This window comes from Streptococcus parasanguinis CC87K (assembly GCF_000507765.1).
Lineage (GTDB): Bacteria > Bacillota > Bacilli > Lactobacillales > Streptococcaceae > Streptococcus > Streptococcus parasanguinis_J.
Map to the genome: position 1 here is coordinate 179,528 of NZ_KI669403.1, position 23,112 is coordinate 202,639.

Consider the following 23,112-nt stretch of genomic DNA (forward strand, 5'->3'; position numbering starts at 1 on the left):
CCCCATTTGATTAGTGGTTTGCTTTGTTTTTGGAGATACTACGAGATTTACCTTCCAAGTAAACCATTAAAATAGAGATATCCGCTGGATTGACACCTGAGATACGACTTGCTTGACCAATCGTTTCTGGATTAATTAATTTAAATTTTTGACGCGCTTCGGTTGCAATAGAGTCAATATCATCCCAGTCAATATTCGCAGGAATTCGTTTTTCTTCCATACGCTTCATTTTTTCGACTTGGTCCATTGCTTTTGAGATATAGCCTTCGTATTTAATTTCAGTTTCAATCAATTCAATGATTTTATCATCCAGTTCTTCAGCTGCAGGACCGATAAATTCTACCACATCTTGGTAAGAGACTTCTGGTCTTCGCAAGAATTCTTTAGCAGTGACAGCATCTGTCAATGGTTTAAAGCCCATTGCAGCAACCTTCTCATTGGTTTCCTTTACAGGCTTTAACTTAATGCTATCCAAACGCTTCATCTCGTTTTCAAACTGATACTTCTTGGTTTCGAAACGTTGCCAACGTTCATCATCTACCAATCCAATTGCTCGTCCCATTTCTGTCAAGCGCATATCGGCATTATCATGACGCAAAATCAGACGGTATTCTGCACGGCTTGTTAACAAACGATACGGTTCGATCGTTCCCTTTGTTACCAAGTCATCGATCATGACCCCAATATAACCATCACTGCGTTTCAAAATGAGTTCTGGTTTTCCTTGGATTTTTAGAGCCGCATTGATCCCTGCAATAATCCCTTGACCAGCAGCCTCCTCATAGCCAGACGTTCCATTGGTTTGGCCAGCTGTAAAGAGACCTGAAATTTTCTTAGTTTCCAAAGTTGAGCGCAATTGATGAGGCAAAACCATATCATACTCAATTGCATAACCCGTTCGCATCATTTCTGCCTTCTCAAGTCCCTTAATAGAATGGACGAGATCCCGTTGAACATCCTCTGGTAAACTCGTTGACAGCCCTTGAACATAGACTTCTTCTGTATTTCGTCCCTCAGGTTCTAAAAATAGTTGATGACGCTCTTTGTCAGCAAAACGGACAATTTTATCCTCAATGGACGGACAATAGCGAGGACCTACTCCCTTTACAACCCCTGTAAACATAGGTGCCCGGTGTAAATTATTTTGGATAATCTCATGGCTATGCCCATTCGTATAAGTTAACCAACAAGGAACCTGATCCTTTACATAATCTTCATCACGCGATGTATAAGAAAAATGATTTGGAGCTTTATCTCCGGGTTGAATTTCCGTTTCGTCATAATTAATTGACGACGCCTTTACACGAGGTGGCGTCCCTGTTTTGAAACGTCCAATTTCTAATCCTAGCTGTTTGAGATTATCGGCCAAATTGATAGAAGCTAGACTATGATTAGGTCCTGATGAATACTTGAGATCTCCAATGATAATTTCTCCGCGTAAAGCTGTCCCAGTAGTGACAATAACAGCCTTTGCTCCATATTCTTGGTGAGTTGCAGTCCTTACACCAACAACCTTACCATTCTCCACCAAAATCTCATCAATCATAGTTTGGCGAAGAGTTAAATTTTCTTGATTTTCAACCGTTTTCCGCATTTCTTTTGAGTAAAGTTCTTTGTCTGCTTGAGCCCGAAGTGCACGAACCGCAGGACCTTTACCAGTATTGAGCATTTTCATTTGGATGTAGGTCTTGTCGATATTTTTCGCCATTTCTCCACCGAGGGCATCGACTTCACGCACGACAATCCCCTTAGCAGAACCACCGATAGAGGGATTACAAGGCATAAAAGCCAGCATTTCAATGTTAATAGTCGCAAGTAAGACCTTACAACCCATACGGCTAGCAGCTAGAGAGGCTTCTACTCCCGCATGCCCCGCACCGATTACAATGATATCGTATTCTTCAATAAAATTATAAGTCATTTTTTCTCCTATTTTTCAAGATGGATGTGTCGTAATTTTCCGTCCCATTCTGGTAGGGCCGATTTTAAAAAGGCTGGTTTCAGGTCAACAGTATGTAAATCATCTAAAGCAATCCAACGGCAAGGTAATTGCTTGGTATCTTCCTGCATGACCAAAGGTGCATCTTCTAGCAAGTCCACCAAATAATGAAATTCAATGTTATGGTAGTGGATTCCAGCTTGTTCAAAGTGATTTTCAACCACGAAAGCTAACGGACCTGCTGTAGATGTGACACCAAGTTCCTCTTTGACTTCCCGAACTACAGCATCCTCTGTAGTTTCATTGACTTGAATAGCACCTCCGATTGTATAACAGCCGTCCTCATCTTCTATGACGAACAAGCGATTATCTTTTACAATCAAAGCAGTCGCCCTCACACCAAAAACAGTAGAACCTATTTTCGTTCGAAAATCCTGTTGCCTCATTTTACTTCCTTTCGAAATCACACAAAAATAGTCAAAACTCTGAGAAGTGCAGGACAAAAAAGCCTGCAACATCCATGAGCTTTGACCATCATTTCTATTGCTTTTATTATTGTAGCAAATTGAGAAAATTTGTCAATTTAAATATACTAACACTGACGGATTGCTTCAAAAACTCCTTTGTCAATCTCAACTGGATCAGAGAATGCATCTAGAACAATCCCTCTCACTGGAAACTTTCCTATCCTTTCTGCAGTAAATAAACAGTCCGTAAAAGGTATTTGCAGCCAAGAAAAACGATCGTAATAATCTTTAGGAATATCCTGTTCCGTCAAGAAACAAGGATAAAAGTAGTCGTCTCCCTTTCGTAGAATATCCGGTTTTAGACGAACACCTTCTTGTTCATCACTCCCATCCATTAAAGAAGCATTAAAGGGAACCCAAACTTTAGATTGCTTCAATTCCTTGAACAAAGCTTCAATTGACTCCGTCGTTTTTTCCCTCAAATATTGTTTCTTATAATCAGAGATAGTCTTTGTATTCTCTATTTTTTTCTTAAAGAACTGAAACACTTTCGTTCCTCCTAGAAAATTCTAAATATACTGACAAACTTTTCCATCCCGATAAGCATTGTCAATCAAGCCACCGCCTAGACATTCTTCACCGTCGTAAAAGACAACAGCTTGTCCTGGTGTAATGGCTCGTTGAGGTTCTGCGAAAATCACTTCTGCCTTGTCACCTTTAACGTGTACAGTCACCTTAGAGTCAGGCTGACGATAGCGGAACTTAGCTGTACACTCTAATGTAAACTCTTCTGGCATATCTCGTGTAAAGTGAACTTGACTAGCCTGTAAACTTGTTGACATCAATGCTTCATGATAGAAGCCTTGACCGACATAAAGAATATTTTGACTGAGGTCTTTCCCAACTACAAACCATGGAGCATTGTCTCCACCTTGTTGGCCACCAATTCCAAGTCCACCCCGTTGACCGATTGTGTAATACATCAAACCAGCATGTTCACCCATATCTCGTCCATCGATGGTCATCATTCGACCTGGTTGGGCAGGAAGGTAGTTCCCTAGAAACTCTTTGAAATTCTTTTCTCCGATAAAGCAAATTCCAGTTGAGTCTTTCTTTTTAGCTGTTGCCAATCCAGCTTCTTCAGCTAGACGGCGAACCTCAGGCTTTTCCAAATGTCCCAATGGGAACATGGTTTTTTGAAGTTGTTCTTGTGACAGTTGGCTTAAGAAATAAGTTTGATCCTTCCCGTTGTCAACGCCACGTAACATATGGACAATGCCATCCTCATCACGCGCCACGCGCGCATAGTGCCCTGTCGCAACATAATCTGCACCGAGTGTCATAGCATAATCTAAAAAGGCCTTAAATTTGATTTCCTTATTACACATGACATCCGGATTTGGTGTTCGACCAGCTCGGTATTCAGCAAGGAAATATTCAAAGACACGATCCCAGTATTCTTTCTCAAAGTTGACAGAATAGTAAGGAATGCCAATTTGGTCTGCAACCGCTGCTACATCTTTGTAATCTTCTGTAGCTGTACAGACGCCATTTTCGTCTGTGTCGTCCCAGTTTTTCATGAAGATGCCGATGACATCGTAACCCTGTTGTTTTAATAATAAAGCTGTTACAGATGAATCCACACCACCACTCATACCAACAACAACACGTGTTTTCGAGTTATCACTCATAGATTTCTCCCATCTTTTCGTTTCTCACGATTGAAGGTCGTGGTTTGCTTCAACGATTGAAGGTCGTTTTGAGCAGTTACCATTTTAACACGCTTTATATTAGAAAACAAGCATCTTACTATTCTTTTGTTGATCAGGATCGATGGGTTTACAGGCCTGTAAATATAAAAAGAGTCCTATTCAAGAACTCTTTTCATACGAATTTAATACCAGCCATTTGCCAACCAGAAATTTTTAGCTGCTGACCATGATCCATAACGGCTGACAACATATTGATTGGCCACTTTTTCTTGGTTTGCAGGTGATAAATCACCATTCAAATAAGTGATAGTCAATTGGTAACGGCCATAATATTGGCCATTTTGTGCTGTATAACTACCACTTGACTCTTTTTGGGCAATCCATTCCTTAGCAGCTGCATCTTCCGCACTCAAGCCATCTGAAGCAGAGACAGTAGTTGTTGCTTGTGTAGTATCCGTTTTACTAGCAGGAGCTTGCTCCGTAGTTTTCTGCGTTGTATTTGCATCTTCAATCTCAAGAACTTGACCAACTGAGATGAGATTCACGTTACTAATCTTATTTTTCTTAGCAATTGCATCAACCGTTGTGTTCTTCTCTTTAGCAATAGCTGATAAAGTATCACCTGATTTTACAGTATAAGAATCTGCATTCGCTACAATTGGAAGGAAAAGTCCTGCAAGTAAACTAAGTCCAATCATTCGTTTCATCATTTGTTTTTTATTCATTATTATGTACTCCTTTATTGGTATACCTCTATACTACACAAGAAATATTTCATATTTATTGAAATAATGTGTCAAATATTTCAGTCAGATGTTAGAAATACTAAAAATCAAGGATAATATAAATGCTTTAAGTTCCCTTTAAGATTTCTCAGATATTTCGGGAAAAATAGAAGAAATCATCAGCCATATCTGATATAATGAAGTAAAGTGATCACAAAGGAGCAGAGCATGAACTCTTTAAAATTCCAATCAGTTTTTGATATTATTGGACCTGTGATGATCGGCCCATCCAGTAGTCACACTGCAGGTGCTGTTCGAATTGGTAAAATTGTTTCTTCTATCTTTGGAGAGGAACCAAAAGAAGTTGAGTTCCAATTATTTAATTCCTTCGCCAAAACCTATCGTGGTCATGGAACAGATTTAGCCTTAGTAGCGGGCATCTTAGGAATGGACACGGATGATCCTAGAATCCCAGATAGTCTAAAAATTGCACATGAACGAGGCATTCGGATTGTTTGGTCTATTCAAAAAGAAAGCAATGCTCCTCACCCAAACACAACGACTATTACTGTTAAAAATGATCATAAAACGATTTCTGTCACTGGAATCTCAATTGGTGGTGGGAACATACAGGTTACTGAGTTAAATGGCTTTGCTATCTCGCTAAATATGAATACTCCAACCATTATCATTGTTCACCAGGACGTCCCTGGAATGATCGCTCATGTGACAGAAGCTCTTTCTCGCTATGATATTAACATTGCACAAATGAATGTGACGCGGGAAAAAGCTGGAGAAAAAGCGATTATGATTATAGAAGTTGACTCAAGGAGTTGTGAAGCAGCGATCGACGATATCCGTAAAATTCCTCATCTTCATAATGTCAACTTTTTCAAATAAGGAGTTCATATGTTTTATTCAATTGTAGACCTCGTAGAACAAGCAAGCACGCAATACCAAGGAAACGTCGCAGAGTTAATGATTGCGACTGAATTTGAACTAACTGGTCGTGAACGAGAAGAAGTCCTACGATTAATGACCCGTAATTTAGAAGTGATGATTGATTCTGTAAGGTTAGGGTTAAATGAAAACCACTCTCGTAGTGGGTTAACCGGTGGGGATGCCGCAAAATTAGATCGCTATATCAAATCAGGAAAAACGTTATCTGACTTGACCGTCCTAACCGCAGCGAAGAATGCTATTGCTGTCAACGAACACAATGCTAAGATGGGACTGGTCTGCGCAACACCCACTGCAGGATCTGCTGGCTGCCTTCCCGCAGTTCTCACTGCAGCAACTCAAAAATTAGGGTTAAACCGTCAGCAACAACTAGATTTTCTACTGACAGCTGGAGCTTTTGGTTTAGTCATCGCCAATAATGCTTCTATTTCAGGTGCAGAAGGTGGTTGTCAAGCAGAAGTTGGTTCTGCTTCAGCTATGAGTGCGGCTGCATTGACACTTGCTGCTGGAGGAACTCCTTATCAAGCGAGTCAAGCAGTCTGTTTTGTCATCAAAAACATGCTTGGGCTCATTTGTGATCCAGTAGCAGGACTCGTGGAAGTTCCATGTGTCAAACGAAACGCAATGGGAGCCAGCTATGCCTTCATTGCTGCTGACATGGCCTTAGCAGGTATTGAATCAAAAATACCTGTTGATGAAGTGATTGACGCCATGTACCAAGTTGGTTCTAGTCTTCCGACTGCCTTTAGAGAAACAGCTGAAGGAGGATTGGCAGCAACACCAACCGGACGTAGATTACAAAAAGAGATATTTGGAGAATAACATGCAAGCCTTATTTTTTGATTTAGATGGAACATTAGTTGACAGTTCCAAGGGAATTACAGAGAGCTTTCAACATACATTCGATACTTTGAAGGTTCCTCAACCCGATCTCAAAACCATCCGTAGTTTTATGGGACCACCTTTGATCTCTAGTTTTGAAGCTACCCTTCCTGAAACTTTGGTAGATCAAGCAGTGACGATCTATCGCCAGTATTATCATGAAAAAGGTCAATACAAATCAACTCTGTTTCCTCAGATAGTAGAAGCTTTGAAAGCATTACAAGACGAAAACATTCCTCTTTATGTAACTACTTCAAAACATGAACCGGTTGCTTTACAGATGTGTCAAGATTTAGGTATCGCTAAATACTTTAAAGGAATTTATGGATCAAATTCAGATCGTATCCACAAAGCCGATGTCATTCGATACGCCTTGTCAATCAATGACCTTCCAAAAGAGGAGACAGTGATTATTGGAGACACAAAATTTGACCTCATTGGAGGTCAAACAGTTGGCATAAAAACCATGGCAGTCACTTGGGGATTTGGAGATCTTGAAGAGCTACTTTTTTACTCACCAGATTTTATTTGTCACTCTCCACTTGACATTCTTGAGACATTAAAAAAATAGGTTTACAAATTGTAAACCTATTTTTTAATAACCCCAAGCTGATAAACCTTGTGAACTATATGCATTGTATGCAGCCTGGATTTGATCATCAACTGTTGCAGTTGAACCCCAACCTGGCATTGTTTGGAACAAACCACTGGCACCAGAAGCATTTGCTGCATTTACTTGACCATTTGATTCACGGGCAATAATTGCTTCCCAAGTAGAAGCAGGTACACCAGTCATTTCAGCCATACGAGCAGCTGCATAAGATCCTTGTTCTCCAGCAGTATTCCCATTTGATAGAACAATTCCACCATTTGTTGATTGTGCAGAAGTCACTGCAGCATTTGCTGCATAAGTTGTTTGTTTTTGAGCAGTTTGTGCTGCTGCAGGTGCACTTTCAGCAGGTTTTGCTTGCTCTTGTGGAGCAACTTTATCAATCATAGATTTTGAACGCTCACCTAACTCAATAATTTGTCCTGCATAGATCAAATCTTCATTAGTCAGATTGTTAGATGCAATAATATTTTCTACTGAAGTGTTATTTTCTAGTGCAATTTTTGATAGAGTATCTCCAGACTTCACTTCGTAAGTTTCAGCATTCACTGTAGCAATACCAGAAATGAAAAGTGATGCTGCTGAAAGTAGGGAAGTGACTGTCCATTGGAACTTTTTACTGTTCATGAATTCTATTCTCCTTTCGAACATAATTCTATCATACACACAAAATGTTACAGTTTATTGTAGAATATATTACAAATGTTACAAGAATATGTGAATTTAATGTAAAAAGCGCTTTGTATAGCGCTTTTTCCTTATTTTTGAACCAATTCAACTAGCTCTATCCATTTTTTAGATAAAAAACTATCAACATGAGGCACAGAATAACGAGCAATGCCAGGGTATCTTTTACTCCCCACTGCAGAGTCCGATAGCGTGTTCGTCCCTCACCGCCTTTGTACCCTCTCGCTTCCATCGCAATTGCTAATGCATCTGCGCGTTTAAAACTTGAGGCAAACAAAGGAATGAGGATTGGAATAAAGGAACGGATCCTTTTTAATAGATTTCCTTCACCAAAATCAACACCACGCGCCCTTTGCGCATTCATGATTCGATTCGTATCATCTACTAAGGTTGGAACAAAGCGCAAACTCATAGATAGCATTAAGCCAATCTCATGGGCCGGAACCTTAATAATTTTTAGTGGTGTAAGGATCTTTTCAACAGCATCTGCTAAACTCAATGGTGTCGTCGTCACTGTTAAAATCGTCGAATAAAAAATGATTAAAATAAATCTACAAAATATGATGGCGGCTTGCATCAATCCTTGGTCGGTTAATTTAAAAAACCACCATTGATACAAAATAGTTCCTTGAGAGGTCGCAAATAATTGAAAAATAGTTGTAAAAGCAATGATAAAAATCATTGATTTTAAGCCTTTAATATAAAAACTAACCGAAATCCTCGTTAGATACATTAAAACAAAAATAAAAGCAAAGAGAAGAACATTTGTCTGGAGATTATTTGCCCAAAACAGAAGAAATATGAATAAAAACATTGAGAGCAACTTCCCACGAGGATCTAGTTGGTGGATAATGGAGTTTCCAGGAATATACCTTCCTAAAATCATATTATTCATGAAGTAACAGCTCCTTTAGTTCCTCAATTTTGATTGGTAGTCTGTCCAGAGGAAGTCCTCTTCGTTTCAATTGAAGAGCAAAATTCGTAATTTGTGGGACTCCTAATTGAAGTTTTTGTAAATACTCAACCTGTTGAAACACTTCCCTTGGGGATCCGTTTAGAACAAGTTTTCCCGCTTCTAAAGCAAATACGGTATCAGCAAAATTTGCTACATCATCCATCGTATGAGTTACCAGAACTAGGGTCATCCCATTTTTATGTAATGTCTCAAACAGCGCCATCAATTCCTTTCTTCCAGCAGGATCTAGCCCTGCTGTCGGCTCGTCCAATACTAAAATCTCTGGTTCGATAGCTAAAATACCCGCGATCGCAACCCGTCTCATCTGTCCACCAGATAGTTCAAATGGACTTTTATCATAGATAGACTCATCTAAACCAACGATCGCTAATTTTTCTTTGGCTATTTCCTCCGCTTTGTCCTTAGGTACCCCAAAATTTTGTGGTCCAAAGGCTACATCAGCTAGAACGGTTTCTGCAAACAGCTGACTTTCTGGAAATTGAAAAACCAAACCAACCTTTTTTCTCAAGTACTTCATTTCTTTTGGCTCAGAATGATTATCTAAAACAAAATCTTCAAATTGAATCGTTCCTTTAGTCGGACGCAGTAACCCATTTAGTAATTGCAACAAAGTGGACTTACCACTACCAGTATGTCCGATGATGGCTGTATAAGATCCATCTTTTATTTCCAAACTAATATCAGAAAGCGCCTGCCCTTCAAAAGGACTTCCCTCTTGATAAGTATAATAGACATTCTTTAAAGAAATTCCCATAGTTGGTCTAATAACTCACTTTCTGTTAGATAATCCTGTTTTAGCGGAAAATGCGAGCTGAGAGATTCTTGAACCTGCTTACTAAAAGGCTTATCTAGTCCAATCTCATTAAGGTCATTTCTTGAAAACAATTCCCGCGGCGTCATAGAAGACTCTAGTTTTCCTTTTTGAAAGACGAGTGTTCGATCACTTAAGGCAATTTCGGTTAAATCATGGGTAATGGAGATAATTGTTAATTGAAATTTTTTCTGAAGTTCTCTCATTACCGCGATTAGATCCTCTCTGCCTTCTGGATCTAACATACTAGTTGCTTCATCAAGGATAATAATAGTTGGTCTCAAGGCGATAATACCTGCTATGGCCACTCGTTGCTTTTGACCACCTGACAAACGAGATGGTTCGCGATCTTTAAACTCCAGCATACCGACTTGCTCAATAGCCTTCTCCACACGTTGAAGCATTTCTTCCCGTGGAATTCCTTGATTTTCTAAACCAAAGGCAACATCATCTTCTACTGTCGCACCAACAAATTGGTTGTCAGGGTTCTGAAATACAATCCCAATTTTACTACGGATTTCCCATATGGTTTCACGAGTCAGTTGTTTTCCATCAACGTAAATCTCACCAGACTCAGCTTCCAAAAGACCATCAATCAGGCGTACAACTGTAGATTTCCCACTACCATTGTGTCCAACAATTGAAAGCCACTCTCCTTGTTTCACGTGAAACGAAACCGTGTCAATTTGATACTCTTCTACTGTTTTATCGTATCGAAAGGATACATTTTTTAGCTCAATCATCTGTTTCATTTATTTAAATGTGTCTTTAAAGAGATAGCTACTTCCCTTAAAGTAGTCGTAACCAGAATAAATTGTGAAAATCAATGCAATATAAAGCAACACTTGCCCTGGAAGAGTCCAATGGCAAAGCAAAAAGATAATGGCAAACATTTGGCTAAAGGTTTTGATTTTTCCTGGCATGGCTGCAGCAAGAACTGTACCACCTGTCTCAACAAGAAGAAGACGCAAACCAGTAACAGCTAACTCACGACAAATGATAACAGCTGCAATCCAAGCAGGAACCATTTTTAATTCAATCATCATGATAAAGGCTGACATAACCAATAATTTATCTGCCATTGGATCGGCAAATTTACCAAAATTACTAACTACATTCCATTTTCGTGCAAGAAAGCCATCTAAATAATCTGTAATACTAGCAATTGCAAAAATAACTGCCGCTACAATATGTCCTAAGTAAGAGTGACTTAAACTTAAAATGGCAATAAAAATAGGAATCATCACAACCCGAATTAATGTCAATGCATTAGGAATATTTTCTTTTTTCATACTTCCTCCAAAAAATAAACTATCTTTACATCTATTTTACAGATGCTGTAAACTCATAAAAATATACGATATAAATCACAAAGCCAAGGATGACAAAACTAACTAGTAGATAATACAGGATTGGTAACCAGCTCGCTTTCTGTCTTAATTTTCTTGAATGAAGCTCTTCGTCATCTACAAGTATTTCTTCATCAAATAACAATTCTTTTCCTTCACGAAAAGCTGTCAATAGGATGGACTCATCTAATCCCAAAGCCCATGCTAACTTTTTAAGATAGATCTGAGCGTAAAAGGGACTCGGTAATAGATCAAACTCATCGTTTTCCAACGCTTCTATATAAGGAATTTCAATGGCTGTCTTATTTGACACATCCTGTAAACTTAAGTGTAAATTTACTCTTGACAGTCTTAACACTTGACCAATCGTTCTCTTCTTCATGTTTTCCCTTCTTGATACATTGTTTACTACTTTTGAAAAATCATATAGTCTACCATCTCAGCCTGGTCGATGAACTGACGTCCTAATTTGATGATATCTTGTAAACTAATACCTTGTAAAATCTTTGGAAGATCATAAGAAGTGCTACCGTCTGAAAAATATTCAAGCTGAGTGGCACTATACTCAAGCGAATTTAAACCTTGTAAGAAATCACCAAACATTTCGCTTTTAATCGTATCCAAATGTTCCTGATTCACATCTGGATCCTTCTCAAATTGTTTGATCGCTGACCTAAATTGATGAGATAAGGACACCGGTTCTTGAGTATCCATTGTCAAAATAACGAAATGAAATAATTCCTCAACCTCGACTTCAAGTGTCAATGAGTTGTCAATCTTCCCAGATTCATATAAACTTTGAAACCGTTGCGAAGTCCAACCAAACATCATCGAAAACAGTAATTTCAACATCAATTTATAACGAAATTTTTCCTCTTCCTTAATGATATCATTTCCTCGAATTCCAATTGCCAACTTAGGAGTAGCAACTTCCATTCTACAAGATTGATTCAATCTTACTTCATTTTTTTCTACAGGAAAACGTTCTAACTCAACAGAAGAACGAGGAGAAGTCAGATCATATTTCTTTACTACTTGCAATACTTCATCAACATCAAAGTTTCCGATCACTAATAAGTGCATTTGAGAGGGATGATAGAATAGATCAAAGTTTTCACGGAGATTATCTATTGTAATACCAGAAATAGACTCCCTGGTTCCAGCAATATCATCTGCTAACGGTGTTCCAGGATATAAATTTTCTAAAGCACCAAAAAATAATCGATAGTCTGGACTATCTTGGTACATTCCAATTTCTTGTTGAATGATTTCTCTTTCCTTTGATACAGATTTTTCTGTAAAGGAAGCCTTTGAAACCATCTCCAATAACAATTGAATATTTTCAGGGACTTTTGAAGTTGTTGAGAAAAGATAACTTGTCTTTGTAAAGCTTGTAAAGGCATTACTTTCCGATCCTAAATGAACGAATTTTTTTAAATAATCTTGACCATTTTCATCTTCAAATACTTTGTGTTCTAGAAAATGAGCAATTCCTGCAGGATATTGCCTTTCATCACCATTCACTAGAATTCGTGTATCCACTGAGCCAAACTTAGTTGTTATTATTCCATAGGTTTCATAATAATCTTCTTTGGGAATTAAATGAATAGTCAACCCATTTGACAAGCGTGTAAAGTATACTTGCTCACCAACTGATTCATAATATTTTTCTTTAATTTTCAATCTTTACACTACTTTCCTTCCATAAAATAAACAGACTGTAAATTAATTGTTTTTGCCACTTCAATAATTTCTTCTCTACTAACCTTATCGATGGACTCTAACCACTCTTCTAAAGAAAGAACTTTCTTTCCTAGGATCGTTTTCAAATATTCCCTTTCAATTAAGGTATTTTGCCGATCCTGTGCTAATAAGGTCGTATTCACCAACATTTCTTTTGTCAATTGAAGCTCTGACTCTGTAAACTTGCCTCGTTTTAAATCATTCAACTGTCTCATAATCAAGGTCATTACTTTCGTACGAGATTCCTTATCAATGCCTGCAAAAACTCTCATAAAGCCTGTAAAAATATCAAAATGGCTAGAGATAGTATAAGCAAGACCTTCTTTCTCTCGAATAATTTGAAAAAGTCTCGAATGCGAGAAAGCTCCCAACATCCCATTTAATACAACTAGTGGGATATGGAGAGATTCTCCATACTGGGTAGAAAAATGGTAACCTAATTCTAAAATAGATTGTTGGTTTTGTTTTTGCTCTAACTTTTCTCTAACAACATTTGTAAAAGGTTGTTGATAGGTGACAGACAAATTGTTATCACGTGGTTTGAATTCAAACTGGTTCACTCGATCCAAAATAGCGACCTCATTAAAGTCACCTATGAAAAAGAAGTCAATGTTATCTAATTGGAGCATCTGATGAAACTGTTCAAGAGAACTTTGAGCTGTTTCTTGTCTCACTAAATCAACTTTCCCCAATCTTGACATCCCAATTGTTTCGTCTTCAAAAAACAGTTGATTCAATTGCCCATGTGCATAATAATAAGGCTCTTCAATTTCCGACTCCAAATCGGAAATTGTATTTTTCTTTTCAACGTCAAATGTATCACTGTCAAAGTGATCTTCTACTACCAAAGGTGAAAAGAAGATAGTTTCTATAATGTCCAAAACCTCATCAGTAAGAACATTTTTCTTGCTCAAAAAGTCATCGCGCACAAAGGAAATATTCAAATTAACATAATGAACACGCCCCCTCTTAGAGACTGAGGTGGACAATTCTACCCCGTATAGACTCGCTAATTTTTCACGGAATAATTGTGAAGTTGGATATTTTTGATTTGCAGTTTCCATCATACAGGCTACTAAAACACGCGCAGCCACGGTATTTTCATCTAATGGCGATGAAAAACGGACCTTAATTTTATTGGTTTTAAATTTTTTTGATTGAAGAAAGTGAAGATTCACGCCCTTTACTAATTCCATTTTCATCCTCGTTCTACTCAATAGTAACTTTCATTATAACACGAAATCACACTAAAATCCTAATTCAAACTGTGAAAAAGCTCCTCAAATCACTCAATATTCTCTACCCTAGAAAAACTAAAAATATGGTATAATAACACGCAAAGAGGTGAACTATGAATTACAAATTATTTGATGACTTTATTACATTACAAGCGATCTTAAAAGAACTCGGTATTATACAGAGTGGTGGGGCAATCAAAGCCTTTCTTCAAGAAAAAGAAGTCTTTGTTAATGGTGAATTAGAACAACGGAGAGGCCGTAAACTTCGTGTCAATGATCAAATTGACATTCCTGAACTGAACATGACTATCACCATTCTTAAACCTTCTCAAAAAGAAATAGAAGAGCATCTTAAAGAGAAGGAAGAAAAGGAACGTGTTGCTAAACTTGTCAAGCAACTCAATCAACAACAAAAGAAACTACCGACAAAGACTAACAAAAAAGAAAAAGCAATTCGCTTTCCTGGTATCTCGTAATGTGGTTAAAACAGTTATCCATTCAACATTTTCGTAATTATCAAGAACTTGAAGTCGAGTTTCATCCTGGATTAAATATTTTCCTAGGTCAAAATGCTCAAGGAAAGACCAATATTCTCGAATCAATTTATTTTCTAGCTTTAACCAGAAGTCATCGAACACGAAATGATAGAGATCTCATCTATTTTGAATCCACCGATTTTAAAGTTTCTGGTCAATTACAAAGAGAAACTGGTCCCCTTCCATTAGAAATTTCCTTGACACCAAAAGGTCGGATAACTAAGGTAAATCATTTGAAACAAGCCAAATTATCGAACTATATTGGCCATATGAATGTTGTCCTTTTTGCACCCGAAGATTTGCAACTGATCAAAGGATCACCTGCAGGGCGTCGAAAGTTTATTGATATTGAATTAGGTCAGATGAAACCTCTCTACTTATCCGACTTATCTCAATACAACCATGTACTGAAACAAAGAAATAGTTATCTAAAAAATTCGGAAAAAATTGATGCCACATTTTTGGAGGTCTTAGATTCACAACTAGCTAGTTTTGGAAGTCGCGTCATCCATCATCGGCTTGAGTTTATTAAGAAATTAGAAGCTAAAGCAAAAGAAAAACACACTCGACTTTCTGACAACAAAGAAGACCTATCGATTCAATATCAGTCAACTGTTTTTTCTGAAGAAGGAAATGATATAGAAGAGCAGTTTCTCTCTATGTTGGAAAAAAACCGTCAGAAGGATATTTTTAGGAAAACAACAAGTATTGGGCCTCACAGGGATGATTTGGCATTTTTTATCAATAATATGAATGCTACCTTTGGTAGTCAAGGCCAGCATCGAAGTGTTGTTCTCTCTCTAAAATTAGCAGAAATCGAATTGATGGAAGAAATCACAAGAGAAAAGCCTATTTTATTACTTGACGATGTCATGAGCGAACTTGACAATTATCGTCAACTTCAACTACTTGAAACTATCTCTAATAATATTCAAACATTTATTACAACGACCACTCTCGATCATTTAAAAGACCTGCCTGAAGAGTTGAAAATTTTCACTGTTCAAGCCGGTCATATCAAAACAGCATCTTGACAATACTGTCAAGATGCTGTTATTTTTATTTACAAATGTGTAAATTTATTGTGCTGAGTAGTTAGGAGCCTCGTTTGTGATTTGCACATCATGAGGATGGCTTTCTTTCAATCCGGCACCACTCATTTCAACAAATTGTGCATGATCATGTAAATCTTGAATGGTTGCTGCACCAACATAACCCATACCTGAACGAATACCACCGATCATTTGGAAGACCATATCTGCTACAGAACCTTTATAAGCAACGCGTCCTTCAATTCCTTCAGGGACCAATTTATTGGCTTCATTAACAGATCCTTGGAAGTAACGGTCGCTAGAACCTTTCTTCATTGCTGCAATAGATCCCATACCACGGTATGTTTTAAATTTACGACCTTGGAAGATTTCTGTTTCACCTGGTGCTTCATCTGTACCTGCAAGCATTGAGCCAAGCATAACTGCATTTCCACCAGCTGCGAGTGCTTTGACAATATCTCCTGAATACTTGATACCACCATCAGCAATGATCGTTTTTCCATATTCACGAGCTACAGCGGCTGCGTCATAAATAGCAGTCACTTGAGGAACACCAACCCCTGCAACAACACGAGTTGTACAGATTGATCCTGGACCAATTCCGACCTTAACTACGTCTACCCCTGCATCAAATAATGCACGAGCACCTTCAGCAGTTGCAATATTTCCTGCAATCAAGGTACGATCTGGGAAGTGAGCACGAATTTCTGCAATCTTACGAAGAACACCCGCAGAATGTCCATGAGCAGTATCAATGACAATTGCGTCTGCACCAGCTTCAAAAAGAGCTTCTGCACGTTCAAAAGTATCTGAAGTAACCCCTACGGCACCAGCCACAAGCAAACGACCAAATTCATCCTTAGCCGCATTTGGGAACTCAATAACTTTTTCAATATCTTTGATTGTAATCAAGCCAGAAAGACGACCATTTTCATCTACCAATGGTAATTTTTCAATACGATGCTCTTGTAGAATGCGTTCAGCTGTTTCCAAATCAGTTCCAACCGGTGCAGTCACCAAATTTTCACTTGTCATATGATTTGAAATGGGTTGATTGTAATCAGAAATAAAACGCAAATCCCGGTTTGTAAGGATACCAACTAATTTACGATTTTCAAGTGTTTCAACAACAGGGACACCACTGATTCGGTATCGTCCCATCAACTCATCTGCTTCTGCAATTGTATGAGACGGAGTCAAATAGAACGGATCAATAATAACCCCATTTTCAGAACGTTTTACTTTGCGTACTTCATCTGCCTGTTGCTCAATTGACATGTTTTTATGGATCACACCAAGTCCACCAGCACGTGCCATAGCAATTGCCATTTGACTTTCAGTCACTGTATCCATAGCAGCAGTAATGATTGGGATATTCAAGCGTAAACTACTTGCTAATTGTGTACTTAAATCTGCATCATTAGGCAATACGTGACTTTCCGCTGGAATCAAAAGCACGTCATCGAATGTAAACCCTTTTTTTAAAAACTTTGTGTCCCAATTAGACATTAGCTGGATCCTCTTTTCTTTTTATTTGAGCAAGGCTCGAATTTTTATTGTTAATATCATACCATTCTATCGCAATTTGTCAATCATTTATTGGTAAATTATCAATGAACAGTAAGAAATGTTCGCTATTAATGAAGTCGTTTTATTTTTTAAAATAGGTAATTCCCATCGCAGATTTTACTTCATCTAGTGTTTGAGCTGCTACATTTCGAGCGCGCTCACTTCCTTTTTCAAGAATAGAGTAGACCTCACCCATATCCTTTGCAAACTCAAGGCGTCTTTCACGAATCGGTCTTAATTCACGATCTAAAATTTCTAAAAGATATCGTTTGGTCTTTACATCACCAAGTCCACCACGTTGATAATGTTCTTTCATTTCTGCAATTTCAGCTGCATCTTCTGGACGGCCAAATACATCCAGGTAATGAAATACCATATTGCCTTCGATTTTTCCTGGATCCTCTACTTTAATATGATCAGGATCAGTATACATACTCATCACTTTTTTCTTTAAAGTATCTGCATCATCAGCTAGGTAAATGCCATTATTCAACGATTTAGACATTTTAGCATTTCCATCTAAACCAGGTAAGCGACCAGCTGCTTCATTTTCAGGATAAATCCCTTCCGGTTCCACCAAAGTATCTGTATTATAAGCATGATTAAAGGAACGAACAATCTCACGAGTTTGTTCAATCATTGGCTTTTGATCATTTCCTACTGGAACAAAATTCGCTTTAAATGCTGTGATATCGGCTGCTTGTGAAATAGGGTATACCAAAAATCCTGTTGGAATACTCTCACCAAAACCTTTTTGAGAAATCTCGGTTTTTACAGTTGGGTTTCTTTCAAGTCGCGCCAAAGATACTAGATTCATGTAATACATTGTCAATTCCGCTAATTCAGGAATCTGACTTTGAATGAAAATCGTAACTTTTTCAGGATCTAGTCCAGCTGCCAGATAATCCAAAGCAACATTACCAATAGATTCTACAATCGTTTTTGGATCTTTTGCATGGTCTGTCAAAGCTTGCTGGTCTGCTAGGAAAACAAACATATTATACTCGTCTTTATTTTGCAACAAGACGCGATTTTTTAAAGAACCAACATAGTGGCCGATATGGAGTTTTCCTGTCGGTCTATCTCCTGTCAGAATGATGGGTTTTGTCATACTCTTCTCCTTAATCGTTATCCCTATCATTATAGCACTTTCTAGTTGAAAATGTTAGTCTATCCTCTATGTTTGTAAGGAATTAACACTTTACTAAACTGTCAATTTCGTTTACATAGTTGTAAAAACAAATTGACAGTAAAAAAGTTGAATTTTCCCCTATTTTCTAGTAAAATGAAGACATTATAGAAAGAGGAGAATATCATTGCTTACAGTATCAGACGTCTCACTACGTTTTAGTGATCGAAAATTGTTTGACGATGTCAATATCAACTTTACAGAGGGAAATACATACGGTCTCATCGGTGCCAACGGTGCTGGAAAGTCAACCTTTTTAAAAATTTTAGCTGGAGATATTGAACCAACAACTGGTCATATTTCTCTTGGCCCTGATGAACGTTTGTCTGTTTTGCGTCAAAATCACTTTGACTACGAAGACGAGCGGGTCATCGATGTTGTCATTATGGGAAATGAAAAGCTCTACAACATTATGAAGGAAAAAGATGCTATCTACATGAAAGAAGATTTCTCTGATGAAGATGGTGTCCGTGCAGCTGAACTTGAAGGTGAATTTGCCGAACTTGGTGGATGGGAAGCAGAAAGTGAAGCATCTCAATTGCTTCAAAATCTAAATATTTCAGAAGACCTTCATTATCAAACTATGAGCGAGTTAGCCAATGGGGATAAAGTGAAAGTTCTCTTAGCTAAAGCCCTTTTTGGTAAACCAGATGTCCTTCTTTTGGACGAGCCGACCAATGGATTGGATATTCAATCCATTACCTGGTTAGAAGATTTTCTGATTGATTTTGAAAATACGGTTATCGTTGTATCCCATGACCGCCACTTTTTGAATAAAGTCTGCACCCATATGGCGGATCTCGACTTTGGAAAAATTAAACTTTACGTCGGAAACTATGATTTCTGGAAAGAATCTTCTGAACTTGCAGCAAAATTACAAGCAGATAGAAATGCAAAAGCTGAAGAAAAAATTAAACAATTGCAAGAGTTTGTCGCACGTTTCTCAGCCAACGCTTCAAAATCAAAACAAGCAACTTCGCGTAAAAAAATGCTTGACAAGATTGAACTTGAAGAAATTGTTCCATCTAGTCGGAAGTACCCATTTATCAACTTTAAGGCAGAACGAGAAATTGGTAACGATCTCTTGACAGTTGAAAATCTTTCTGTCAAGATTGATGGTGAAACTATCCTTGACAATATCAGCTTTATCTTACGTCCTGGTGACAAAACCGCCCTTATCGGACAGAACGATATTCAAACAACCACTTTGATCCGTGCATTGATGGATGATATTGAATATGAAGGAACTGTCAAGTGGGGAGTTACAACTAGTCGATCATATCTACCAAAAGACAACAGTCGTGATTTTGCAGGTGGTGAAAGTATTCTTGATTGGCTTCGTCAATTTGCAAGTAAAGAAGAAGATGACAATACTTTCCTTCGTGGTTTCTTAGGACGTATGCTCTTTTCGGGTGACGAAGTTAACAAGTCTGTCAACGTCTTGTCAGGAGGAGAAAAAGTTCGTGTCATGTTGTCTAAATTGATGCTCCTCAAGTCAAATGTTCTTGTACTGGATGATCCAACCAATCACTTGGATTTGGAGTCTATTTCAAGTTTGAATGATGGATTGAAGAATTTTAAAGAATCGATTATCTTTGCCAGCCATGACCACGAATTCATTCAAACACTCGCCAACCATATTATCGTTCTTTCAAAAAACGGCGTGATCGATCGTATTGATGAAACCTATGATGAGTTTCTTGAAAATGAAGAAGTTCAAGCAAAAGTGAAAGAACTTTGGAGTCAATCATAAAAATAAAGAGCCCTGAAATCATTATTTCAGGCTCTTTCAGTAGAAATATATGAATAAAACAAAGCTAAAAACATCCCTTTTTATAGTATCTTCTTTCCTGATTCCAGCTATCATGATGTTCTTTATTTACCTCTCACAAGGAATCTACTGGAACAGTGATACATCCCCCTTATTAGGAGATGGTTATCATCAGTATGTCATTTTTGATACCACACTTCGAAATATTTTACACGGGACAGATAGCCTATTTTACAGTTTTCAAAGTGGATTAGGTATTAATTTTTATGCACTCAGTAGCTATTATCTAGGAAGTTTCTTTTCTCCTCTTGTCTACTTCTTTAATGCACAATCCATGCCGGATGCTGTTTACCTCATCACTCTTCTTAAATTTGGAGCTATTGGGTTAAGCACTTATATTAGTTTACATGGAATGTTTTCTAAAATTCCTAGATCCCTGGTTCTTACCCTTTCAACCTCATTTGCTCTTATGAGCTTTGCTATCAGCCAAATTGAAATCAAAACTTGGCTAGATGTTTTTATCCTAGCACCATTAATTCTTTATGGATTCAAAAAACTCATTTACAATGAGGGAGAGATTCTCTACTTTATCAGCTTAACCAGCTTGTTTATCCAAAATTATTATTTTGGGTTTATGATGTCTATTTTTCTTATTTTATGGTACTTGACACAACTGTCATGGGACATCAAAGGAATTGGAAAACGCTTCTTTCATTTTGTGATTGTATCTCTTTTATCAGTTATAACAAGCCTTGTGATGTTATATCCAACCTTCTTAGATTTACGCACTCATGGAGAAAGTTTTTCAAAGGTTGACAGTATCTTTACAGAAAAAAGTTGGTATCTTGACGTATTTGCGAAAAATTTCATTGGAAGTTTTGACACTACTAAATATGGATCAATTCCAATGATCTACGTGGGATTATTTCCACTTCTTTTAGCGATTACCTTTTTCTTTGTAAAGTCGATCAAGTTTCACGTGAAACTTTCTTACTTTATACTCTTGACCATTCTTATTTTGAGTTTTCGTTTTCAATTATTAGATCTCCTTTGGCAAGGTATGCACGCGCCAAATATGTTTCTTCATCGATACTCTTGGATCTTTTCTTTGACGATTATTCTGATGGCAGGAGAAGTACTAAATAGAATAGAGGAGATCACTTGGATTCGTTTTAGTCTTGCTAATTTCCTCCTTATTCTAGGATTTGGAGCAACTGTCCTTTACAGCAGTCACTATAAATTTTTAGATGCAGTCAATTTCATTGTTACTTTTGAATTTTTAATTGCTTTCTATTTGGTCTGTTTAGGATTTATCCTAAAAAAGATACCGCCTAGACTTTTCTATCTTTCAATCCTGTTTTTCTCCATCTTTGAATTATCGGTGAATAGTTATTATCAAATGGAAGGAATTGCGAATGAATGGGTCTTTGCTTCTCGGTCATCCTACGAACGAGACTTAAAAGCCATCCAATCCTTAGTAAGAGAGAAGACAGACTCTAATTATCGGACTGAGATTTTACAGCCACAAACGGGCAATGATAGCATGAAGTATGGTTATAATGGAATTTCTCAATTTTCATCTGTACGAAATACGGATGCTAGTTCGACATTAGACAAACTTGGATTTAAATCTGAAGGAACCAACCTCAATCTTAGATACCAAAACAATTCTATTTTAATGGATAGTCTATTTGGTGTTCGCTATAATTTAAGCCAACAACCTGTTCAAAAATTTGGATTTAAAGAGATTGCAACCAAAAATGGAGTCTCACTTTCAGAAAACGAATATGCCTTACCAATCGCCTTTCTGTCAGCAAAACCTTATAAAAATACTTCCTTTACGAATTTGACACTGGATAATCAGACACGATTCATCCATCAAATCACGGATGAAAAATATAAATTTTATAAGAAATTAAATATTCTCTCGCCTACTTCACAAAATACTACATCTTCGTTGCAAACTGCAAAAATTGAAGAAGATAGTCATCTTTCCTACGCAAGTATTCAATATGAAGTAACGGTTCCTGCCCATAGCCAACTATATGTCAATGTTCCAAATTTACAATTTTCAAACGATGATCGAAAAGATATTGAAATCAGCTACAATGGACAGACCCAACGCTATACCATTGATAATGCCTTTCCATTCTTTTCGATTGGCCATTTTGACACAGAGGAAACAGTTACTATTCGTATGAGTTTTCCCGAAAATTCGACAGTCTCCTTTGATACACCAGAATTTTTTGCTCTGGATCTTGACCAATACACACAAGCTATCGCTAGTATTCGTCAGCAAGAAGTTGCTATTCACAAAAAGAAAAACAAATTGGTAGCAGCCTATAACGCAAATAGAGACACTACCCTTATTTTTACACTCCCTTATGATAAAGGCTGGTCAGCTAAACAAAATGGAAAACCTATCCAAATTCATCGCATCCAGAAAGGATTGATGGGAGTTCGTGTTTCAAAAGGATCAGGAACGCTCACCTTAACATTTGTTCCCCAAGGCTTCATTGAAGGACTCATTGCCTTTTTCGTTGGAATCATTCTCTTCTTCCTCTACGAATGGAGACAAATAAAAAGACGAAAAAGCTAAGGAATCTAACCATCGTTCACTTATAAATAAAAGGCTAGGATAGTCATTATCCTAGCCTTTTTCAAAACAAAAAAACACCCAAATGGGTGCTATACTAGCTCCGCCAGTAGGACTCGAACCTACGACATCATGATTAACAGTCATGCGCTACTACCAACTGAGCTATGGCGGAATGAGATATAGTCCGTACGGGATTCGAACCCGTGTTACCGCCGTGAAAAGGCGGTGTCTTAACCCCTTGACCAACGGACCATATATTCATTAACAGAACATATCCCATTATATCAAAATTTAACT

The 23,112-nt window shown here is 37.6% G+C and carries 22 protein-coding genes and 2 tRNA genes; 7 read left to right on the forward strand and 17 right to left on the reverse strand.

Annotation, left to right across the window (positions count from 1 at the left end):
* Positions 1-10: 10 nt before the first annotated feature.
* The 5 genes from mnmG to apf all read right to left on the reverse strand — a co-directional run bounded on the left by mnmG (position 11) and on the right by apf (position 4,843).
* On the reverse strand, positions 11-1,921 hold the full coding sequence (gene mnmG / locus HMPREF1195_RS09005) for a tRNA uridine-5-carboxymethylaminomethyl(34) synthesis enzyme MnmG (RefSeq protein WP_023919976.1): 1,911 nt from the start codon (positions 1,919-1,921) through the stop codon (positions 11-13).
* 8 nt (positions 1,922-1,929) lie between these two features.
* Entirely contained in the window at positions 1,930-2,385 is a 456-nt protein-coding gene (locus HMPREF1195_RS09010; RefSeq protein ID WP_021154145.1) for an NUDIX hydrolase, read from the reverse strand.
* 146 nt (positions 2,386-2,531) lie between these two features.
* Positions 2,532-2,954, reverse strand: coding sequence for an SseB family protein (locus HMPREF1195_RS09015; RefSeq protein ID WP_023919977.1), 423 nt, complete (start codon positions 2,952-2,954; stop codon positions 2,532-2,534).
* A 21-nt stretch (positions 2,955-2,975) separates the two neighbouring features.
* A complete protein-coding gene (gene mnmA, locus HMPREF1195_RS09020) occupies positions 2,976-4,097 on the reverse strand; it encodes a tRNA 2-thiouridine(34) synthase MnmA (RefSeq protein ID WP_023919979.1) in 1,122 nt (373 codons plus the stop codon).
* Positions 4,098-4,300: 203 nt separating this feature from the next.
* The gene (gene apf / locus HMPREF1195_RS09025) at positions 4,301-4,843 is read right to left on the reverse strand and encodes an aggregation-promoting factor (protein ID WP_023919981.1); all 543 of its coding nucleotides are present in this window, start codon (positions 4,841-4,843) and stop codon (positions 4,301-4,303) included.
* A 228-nt stretch (positions 4,844-5,071) separates the two neighbouring features.
* Here apf and sdaAB point away from each other — a divergent pair, with 228 nt between their 5' ends.
* Genes sdaAB through HMPREF1195_RS09040 form a run of 3 tightly spaced genes read left to right on the forward strand, consistent with a single transcriptional unit; the run spans position 5,072 to position 7,256 of the window.
* Positions 5,072-5,743: an L-serine ammonia-lyase, iron-sulfur-dependent subunit beta gene (gene sdaAB, locus HMPREF1195_RS09030; protein WP_023919982.1), complete on the forward strand. Its 672-nt coding sequence runs from the start codon at positions 5,072-5,074 to the stop codon at positions 5,741-5,743.
* 9 nt (positions 5,744-5,752) lie between these two features.
* Positions 5,753-6,625: an L-serine ammonia-lyase, iron-sulfur-dependent, subunit alpha gene (gene sdaAA, locus HMPREF1195_RS09035; protein WP_023919983.1), complete on the forward strand. Its 873-nt coding sequence runs from the start codon at positions 5,753-5,755 to the stop codon at positions 6,623-6,625.
* A 1-nt stretch (position 6,626) separates the two neighbouring features.
* Positions 6,627-7,256 carry an HAD hydrolase-like protein gene (locus tag HMPREF1195_RS09040; RefSeq protein ID WP_023919984.1) on the forward strand — a complete coding sequence of 210 codons (630 nt, stop codon included), beginning with the start codon at positions 6,627-6,629 and terminating at the stop codon, positions 7,254-7,256.
* Between the two features lie 24 nt (positions 7,257-7,280).
* Here the strand turns inward: HMPREF1195_RS09040 and HMPREF1195_RS09045 are convergent, their stop codons facing one another.
* The 8 genes from HMPREF1195_RS09045 to yfmF form a co-directional block, all read right to left on the reverse strand.
* Entirely contained in the window at positions 7,281-7,922 is a 642-nt protein-coding gene (locus HMPREF1195_RS09045; RefSeq protein ID WP_023919985.1) for a LysM peptidoglycan-binding domain-containing protein, read from the reverse strand.
* Positions 7,923-8,079: 157 nt separating this feature from the next.
* Positions 8,080-8,877 carry an energy-coupling factor transporter transmembrane component T family protein gene (locus HMPREF1195_RS09050; protein WP_023919986.1) on the reverse strand — a complete coding sequence of 266 codons (798 nt, stop codon included), beginning with the start codon at positions 8,875-8,877 and terminating at the stop codon, positions 8,080-8,082.
* Positions 8,870-9,712: an energy-coupling factor transporter ATPase gene (locus tag HMPREF1195_RS09055; protein WP_003002145.1), complete on the reverse strand. Its 843-nt coding sequence runs from the start codon at positions 9,710-9,712 to the stop codon at positions 8,870-8,872. The genes HMPREF1195_RS09050 and HMPREF1195_RS09055 overlap by 8 nt, the downstream gene beginning before the upstream one ends.
* Positions 9,697-10,521, reverse strand: coding sequence for an energy-coupling factor ABC transporter ATP-binding protein (locus HMPREF1195_RS09060; RefSeq protein WP_023919988.1), 825 nt, complete (start codon positions 10,519-10,521; stop codon positions 9,697-9,699). The genes HMPREF1195_RS09055 and HMPREF1195_RS09060 overlap by 16 nt, the downstream gene beginning before the upstream one ends.
* Positions 10,522-11,061 carry a CDP-diacylglycerol--glycerol-3-phosphate 3-phosphatidyltransferase gene (gene pgsA / locus HMPREF1195_RS09065; protein ID WP_003009208.1) on the reverse strand — a complete coding sequence of 180 codons (540 nt, stop codon included), beginning with the start codon at positions 11,059-11,061 and terminating at the stop codon, positions 10,522-10,524.
* A 31-nt stretch (positions 11,062-11,092) separates the two neighbouring features.
* Complete coding sequence (locus tag HMPREF1195_RS09070) at positions 11,093-11,500, reverse strand: helix-turn-helix domain-containing protein (RefSeq protein ID WP_023919990.1); 408 nt, start codon at positions 11,498-11,500, stop codon at positions 11,093-11,095.
* Positions 11,501-11,526: 26 nt separating this feature from the next.
* Complete coding sequence (gene yfmH / locus HMPREF1195_RS09075; RefSeq protein WP_023919992.1) at positions 11,527-12,801, reverse strand: EF-P 5-aminopentanol modification-associated protein YfmH; 1,275 nt, start codon at positions 12,799-12,801, stop codon at positions 11,527-11,529.
* An 8-nt stretch (positions 12,802-12,809) separates the two neighbouring features.
* Complete coding sequence (gene yfmF, locus HMPREF1195_RS09080; RefSeq protein ID WP_023919994.1) at positions 12,810-14,057, reverse strand: EF-P 5-aminopentanol modification-associated protein YfmF; 1,248 nt, start codon at positions 14,055-14,057, stop codon at positions 12,810-12,812.
* Between the two features lie 155 nt (positions 14,058-14,212).
* On the opposite strand from yfmF, the gene yaaA reads away from it, so the two are divergent.
* Positions 14,213-14,575, forward strand: a complete 363-nt coding sequence (yaaA, locus tag HMPREF1195_RS09085; protein WP_023919996.1) for a S4 domain-containing protein YaaA — start codon at positions 14,213-14,215, stop codon at positions 14,573-14,575.
* Positions 14,575-15,669: a DNA replication/repair protein RecF gene (gene recF / locus HMPREF1195_RS09090; protein ID WP_023919997.1), complete on the forward strand. Its 1,095-nt coding sequence runs from the start codon at positions 14,575-14,577 to the stop codon at positions 15,667-15,669. The genes yaaA and recF overlap by 1 nt, the downstream gene beginning before the upstream one ends.
* Before the next feature lie 45 nt (positions 15,670-15,714).
* On the opposite strand, the gene guaB is transcribed toward recF, so the two are convergent.
* Positions 15,715-17,196, reverse strand: coding sequence for an IMP dehydrogenase (guaB, locus tag HMPREF1195_RS09095; RefSeq protein WP_023919998.1), 1,482 nt, complete (start codon positions 17,194-17,196; stop codon positions 15,715-15,717).
* Between the two features lie 142 nt (positions 17,197-17,338).
* Positions 17,339-18,367 (reverse strand): tryptophan--tRNA ligase, encoded by a 1,029-nt coding sequence (gene trpS / locus HMPREF1195_RS09100; protein WP_003002236.1) that lies wholly within the window; start codon positions 18,365-18,367, stop codon positions 17,339-17,341.
* A gap of 205 nt (positions 18,368-18,572) precedes the next feature.
* Here trpS and HMPREF1195_RS09105 point away from each other — a divergent pair, with 205 nt between their 5' ends.
* Positions 18,573-20,198, forward strand: a complete 1,626-nt coding sequence (locus HMPREF1195_RS09105) for an ATP-binding cassette domain-containing protein (protein ID WP_023919999.1) — start codon at positions 18,573-18,575, stop codon at positions 20,196-20,198.
* Positions 20,199-20,247: 49 nt separating this feature from the next.
* A complete protein-coding gene (locus tag HMPREF1195_RS09110; protein WP_023920000.1) occupies positions 20,248-22,815 on the forward strand; it encodes a YfhO family protein in 2,568 nt (855 codons plus the stop codon).
* Between the two features lie 98 nt (positions 22,816-22,913).
* On the opposite strand, the gene HMPREF1195_RS09115 is transcribed toward HMPREF1195_RS09110, so the two are convergent.
* Positions 22,914-22,987, reverse strand: a tRNA-Asn gene (locus tag HMPREF1195_RS09115).
* A gap of 8 nt (positions 22,988-22,995) precedes the next feature.
* Positions 22,996-23,067, reverse strand: a tRNA-Glu gene (locus HMPREF1195_RS09120).
* Positions 23,068-23,112: the final 45 nt, after the last annotated feature.

Excerpts from the sequence above, each read along its gene's own strand:
- HMPREF1195_RS09010 (WP_021154145.1), bottom strand. The coding sequence starts at position 2,385 with ATGAGGCAACAGGATTTTCGAACGAAAATAGGTTCTACTGTTTTTGGT.
- guaB (WP_023919998.1), bottom strand. The coding sequence starts at position 17,196 with ATGTCTAATTGGGACACAAAGTTTTTAAAAAAAGGGTTTACATTCGAT.
- pgsA (WP_003009208.1), bottom strand. The coding sequence starts at position 11,061 with ATGAAAAAAGAAAATATTCCTAATGCATTGACATTAATTCGGGTTGTG.
- mnmA (WP_023919979.1), bottom strand. The coding sequence starts at position 4,097 with ATGAGTGATAACTCGAAAACACGTGTTGTTGTTGGTATGAGTGGTGGT.
- HMPREF1195_RS09040 (WP_023919984.1), top strand. The coding sequence starts at position 6,627 with ATGCAAGCCTTATTTTTTGATTTAGATGGAACATTAGTTGACAGTTCC.
- yfmF (WP_023919994.1), bottom strand. The coding sequence starts at position 14,057 with ATGGAATTAGTAAAGGGCGTGAATCTTCACTTTCTTCAATCAAAAAAA.
- sdaAB (WP_023919982.1), top strand. The coding sequence starts at position 5,072 with ATGAACTCTTTAAAATTCCAATCAGTTTTTGATATTATTGGACCTGTG.
- apf (WP_023919981.1), bottom strand. The coding sequence starts at position 4,843 with ATGAATAAAAAACAAATGATGAAACGAATGATTGGACTTAGTTTACTT.
- HMPREF1195_RS09070 (WP_023919990.1), bottom strand. The coding sequence starts at position 11,500 with ATGAAGAAGAGAACGATTGGTCAAGTGTTAAGACTGTCAAGAGTAAAT.
- sdaAA (WP_023919983.1), top strand. The coding sequence starts at position 5,753 with ATGTTTTATTCAATTGTAGACCTCGTAGAACAAGCAAGCACGCAATAC.
- mnmG (WP_023919976.1), bottom strand. The coding sequence starts at position 1,921 with ATGACTTATAATTTTATTGAAGAATACGATATCATTGTAATCGGTGCG.
- HMPREF1195_RS09110 (WP_023920000.1), top strand. The coding sequence starts at position 20,248 with ATGAATAAAACAAAGCTAAAAACATCCCTTTTTATAGTATCTTCTTTC.
- trpS (WP_003002236.1), bottom strand. The coding sequence starts at position 18,367 with ATGACAAAACCCATCATTCTGACAGGAGATAGACCGACAGGAAAACTC.
- yaaA (WP_023919996.1), top strand. The coding sequence starts at position 14,213 with ATGAATTACAAATTATTTGATGACTTTATTACATTACAAGCGATCTTA.
- HMPREF1195_RS09055 (WP_003002145.1), bottom strand. The coding sequence starts at position 9,712 with ATGGGAATTTCTTTAAAGAATGTCTATTATACTTATCAAGAGGGAAGT.
- HMPREF1195_RS09050 (WP_023919986.1), bottom strand. The coding sequence starts at position 8,877 with ATGAATAATATGATTTTAGGAAGGTATATTCCTGGAAACTCCATTATC.
- HMPREF1195_RS09060 (WP_023919988.1), bottom strand. The coding sequence starts at position 10,521 with ATGAAACAGATGATTGAGCTAAAAAATGTATCCTTTCGATACGATAAA.
- HMPREF1195_RS09045 (WP_023919985.1), bottom strand. The coding sequence starts at position 7,922 with ATGAACAGTAAAAAGTTCCAATGGACAGTCACTTCCCTACTTTCAGCA.
- recF (WP_023919997.1), top strand. The coding sequence starts at position 14,575 with ATGTGGTTAAAACAGTTATCCATTCAACATTTTCGTAATTATCAAGAA.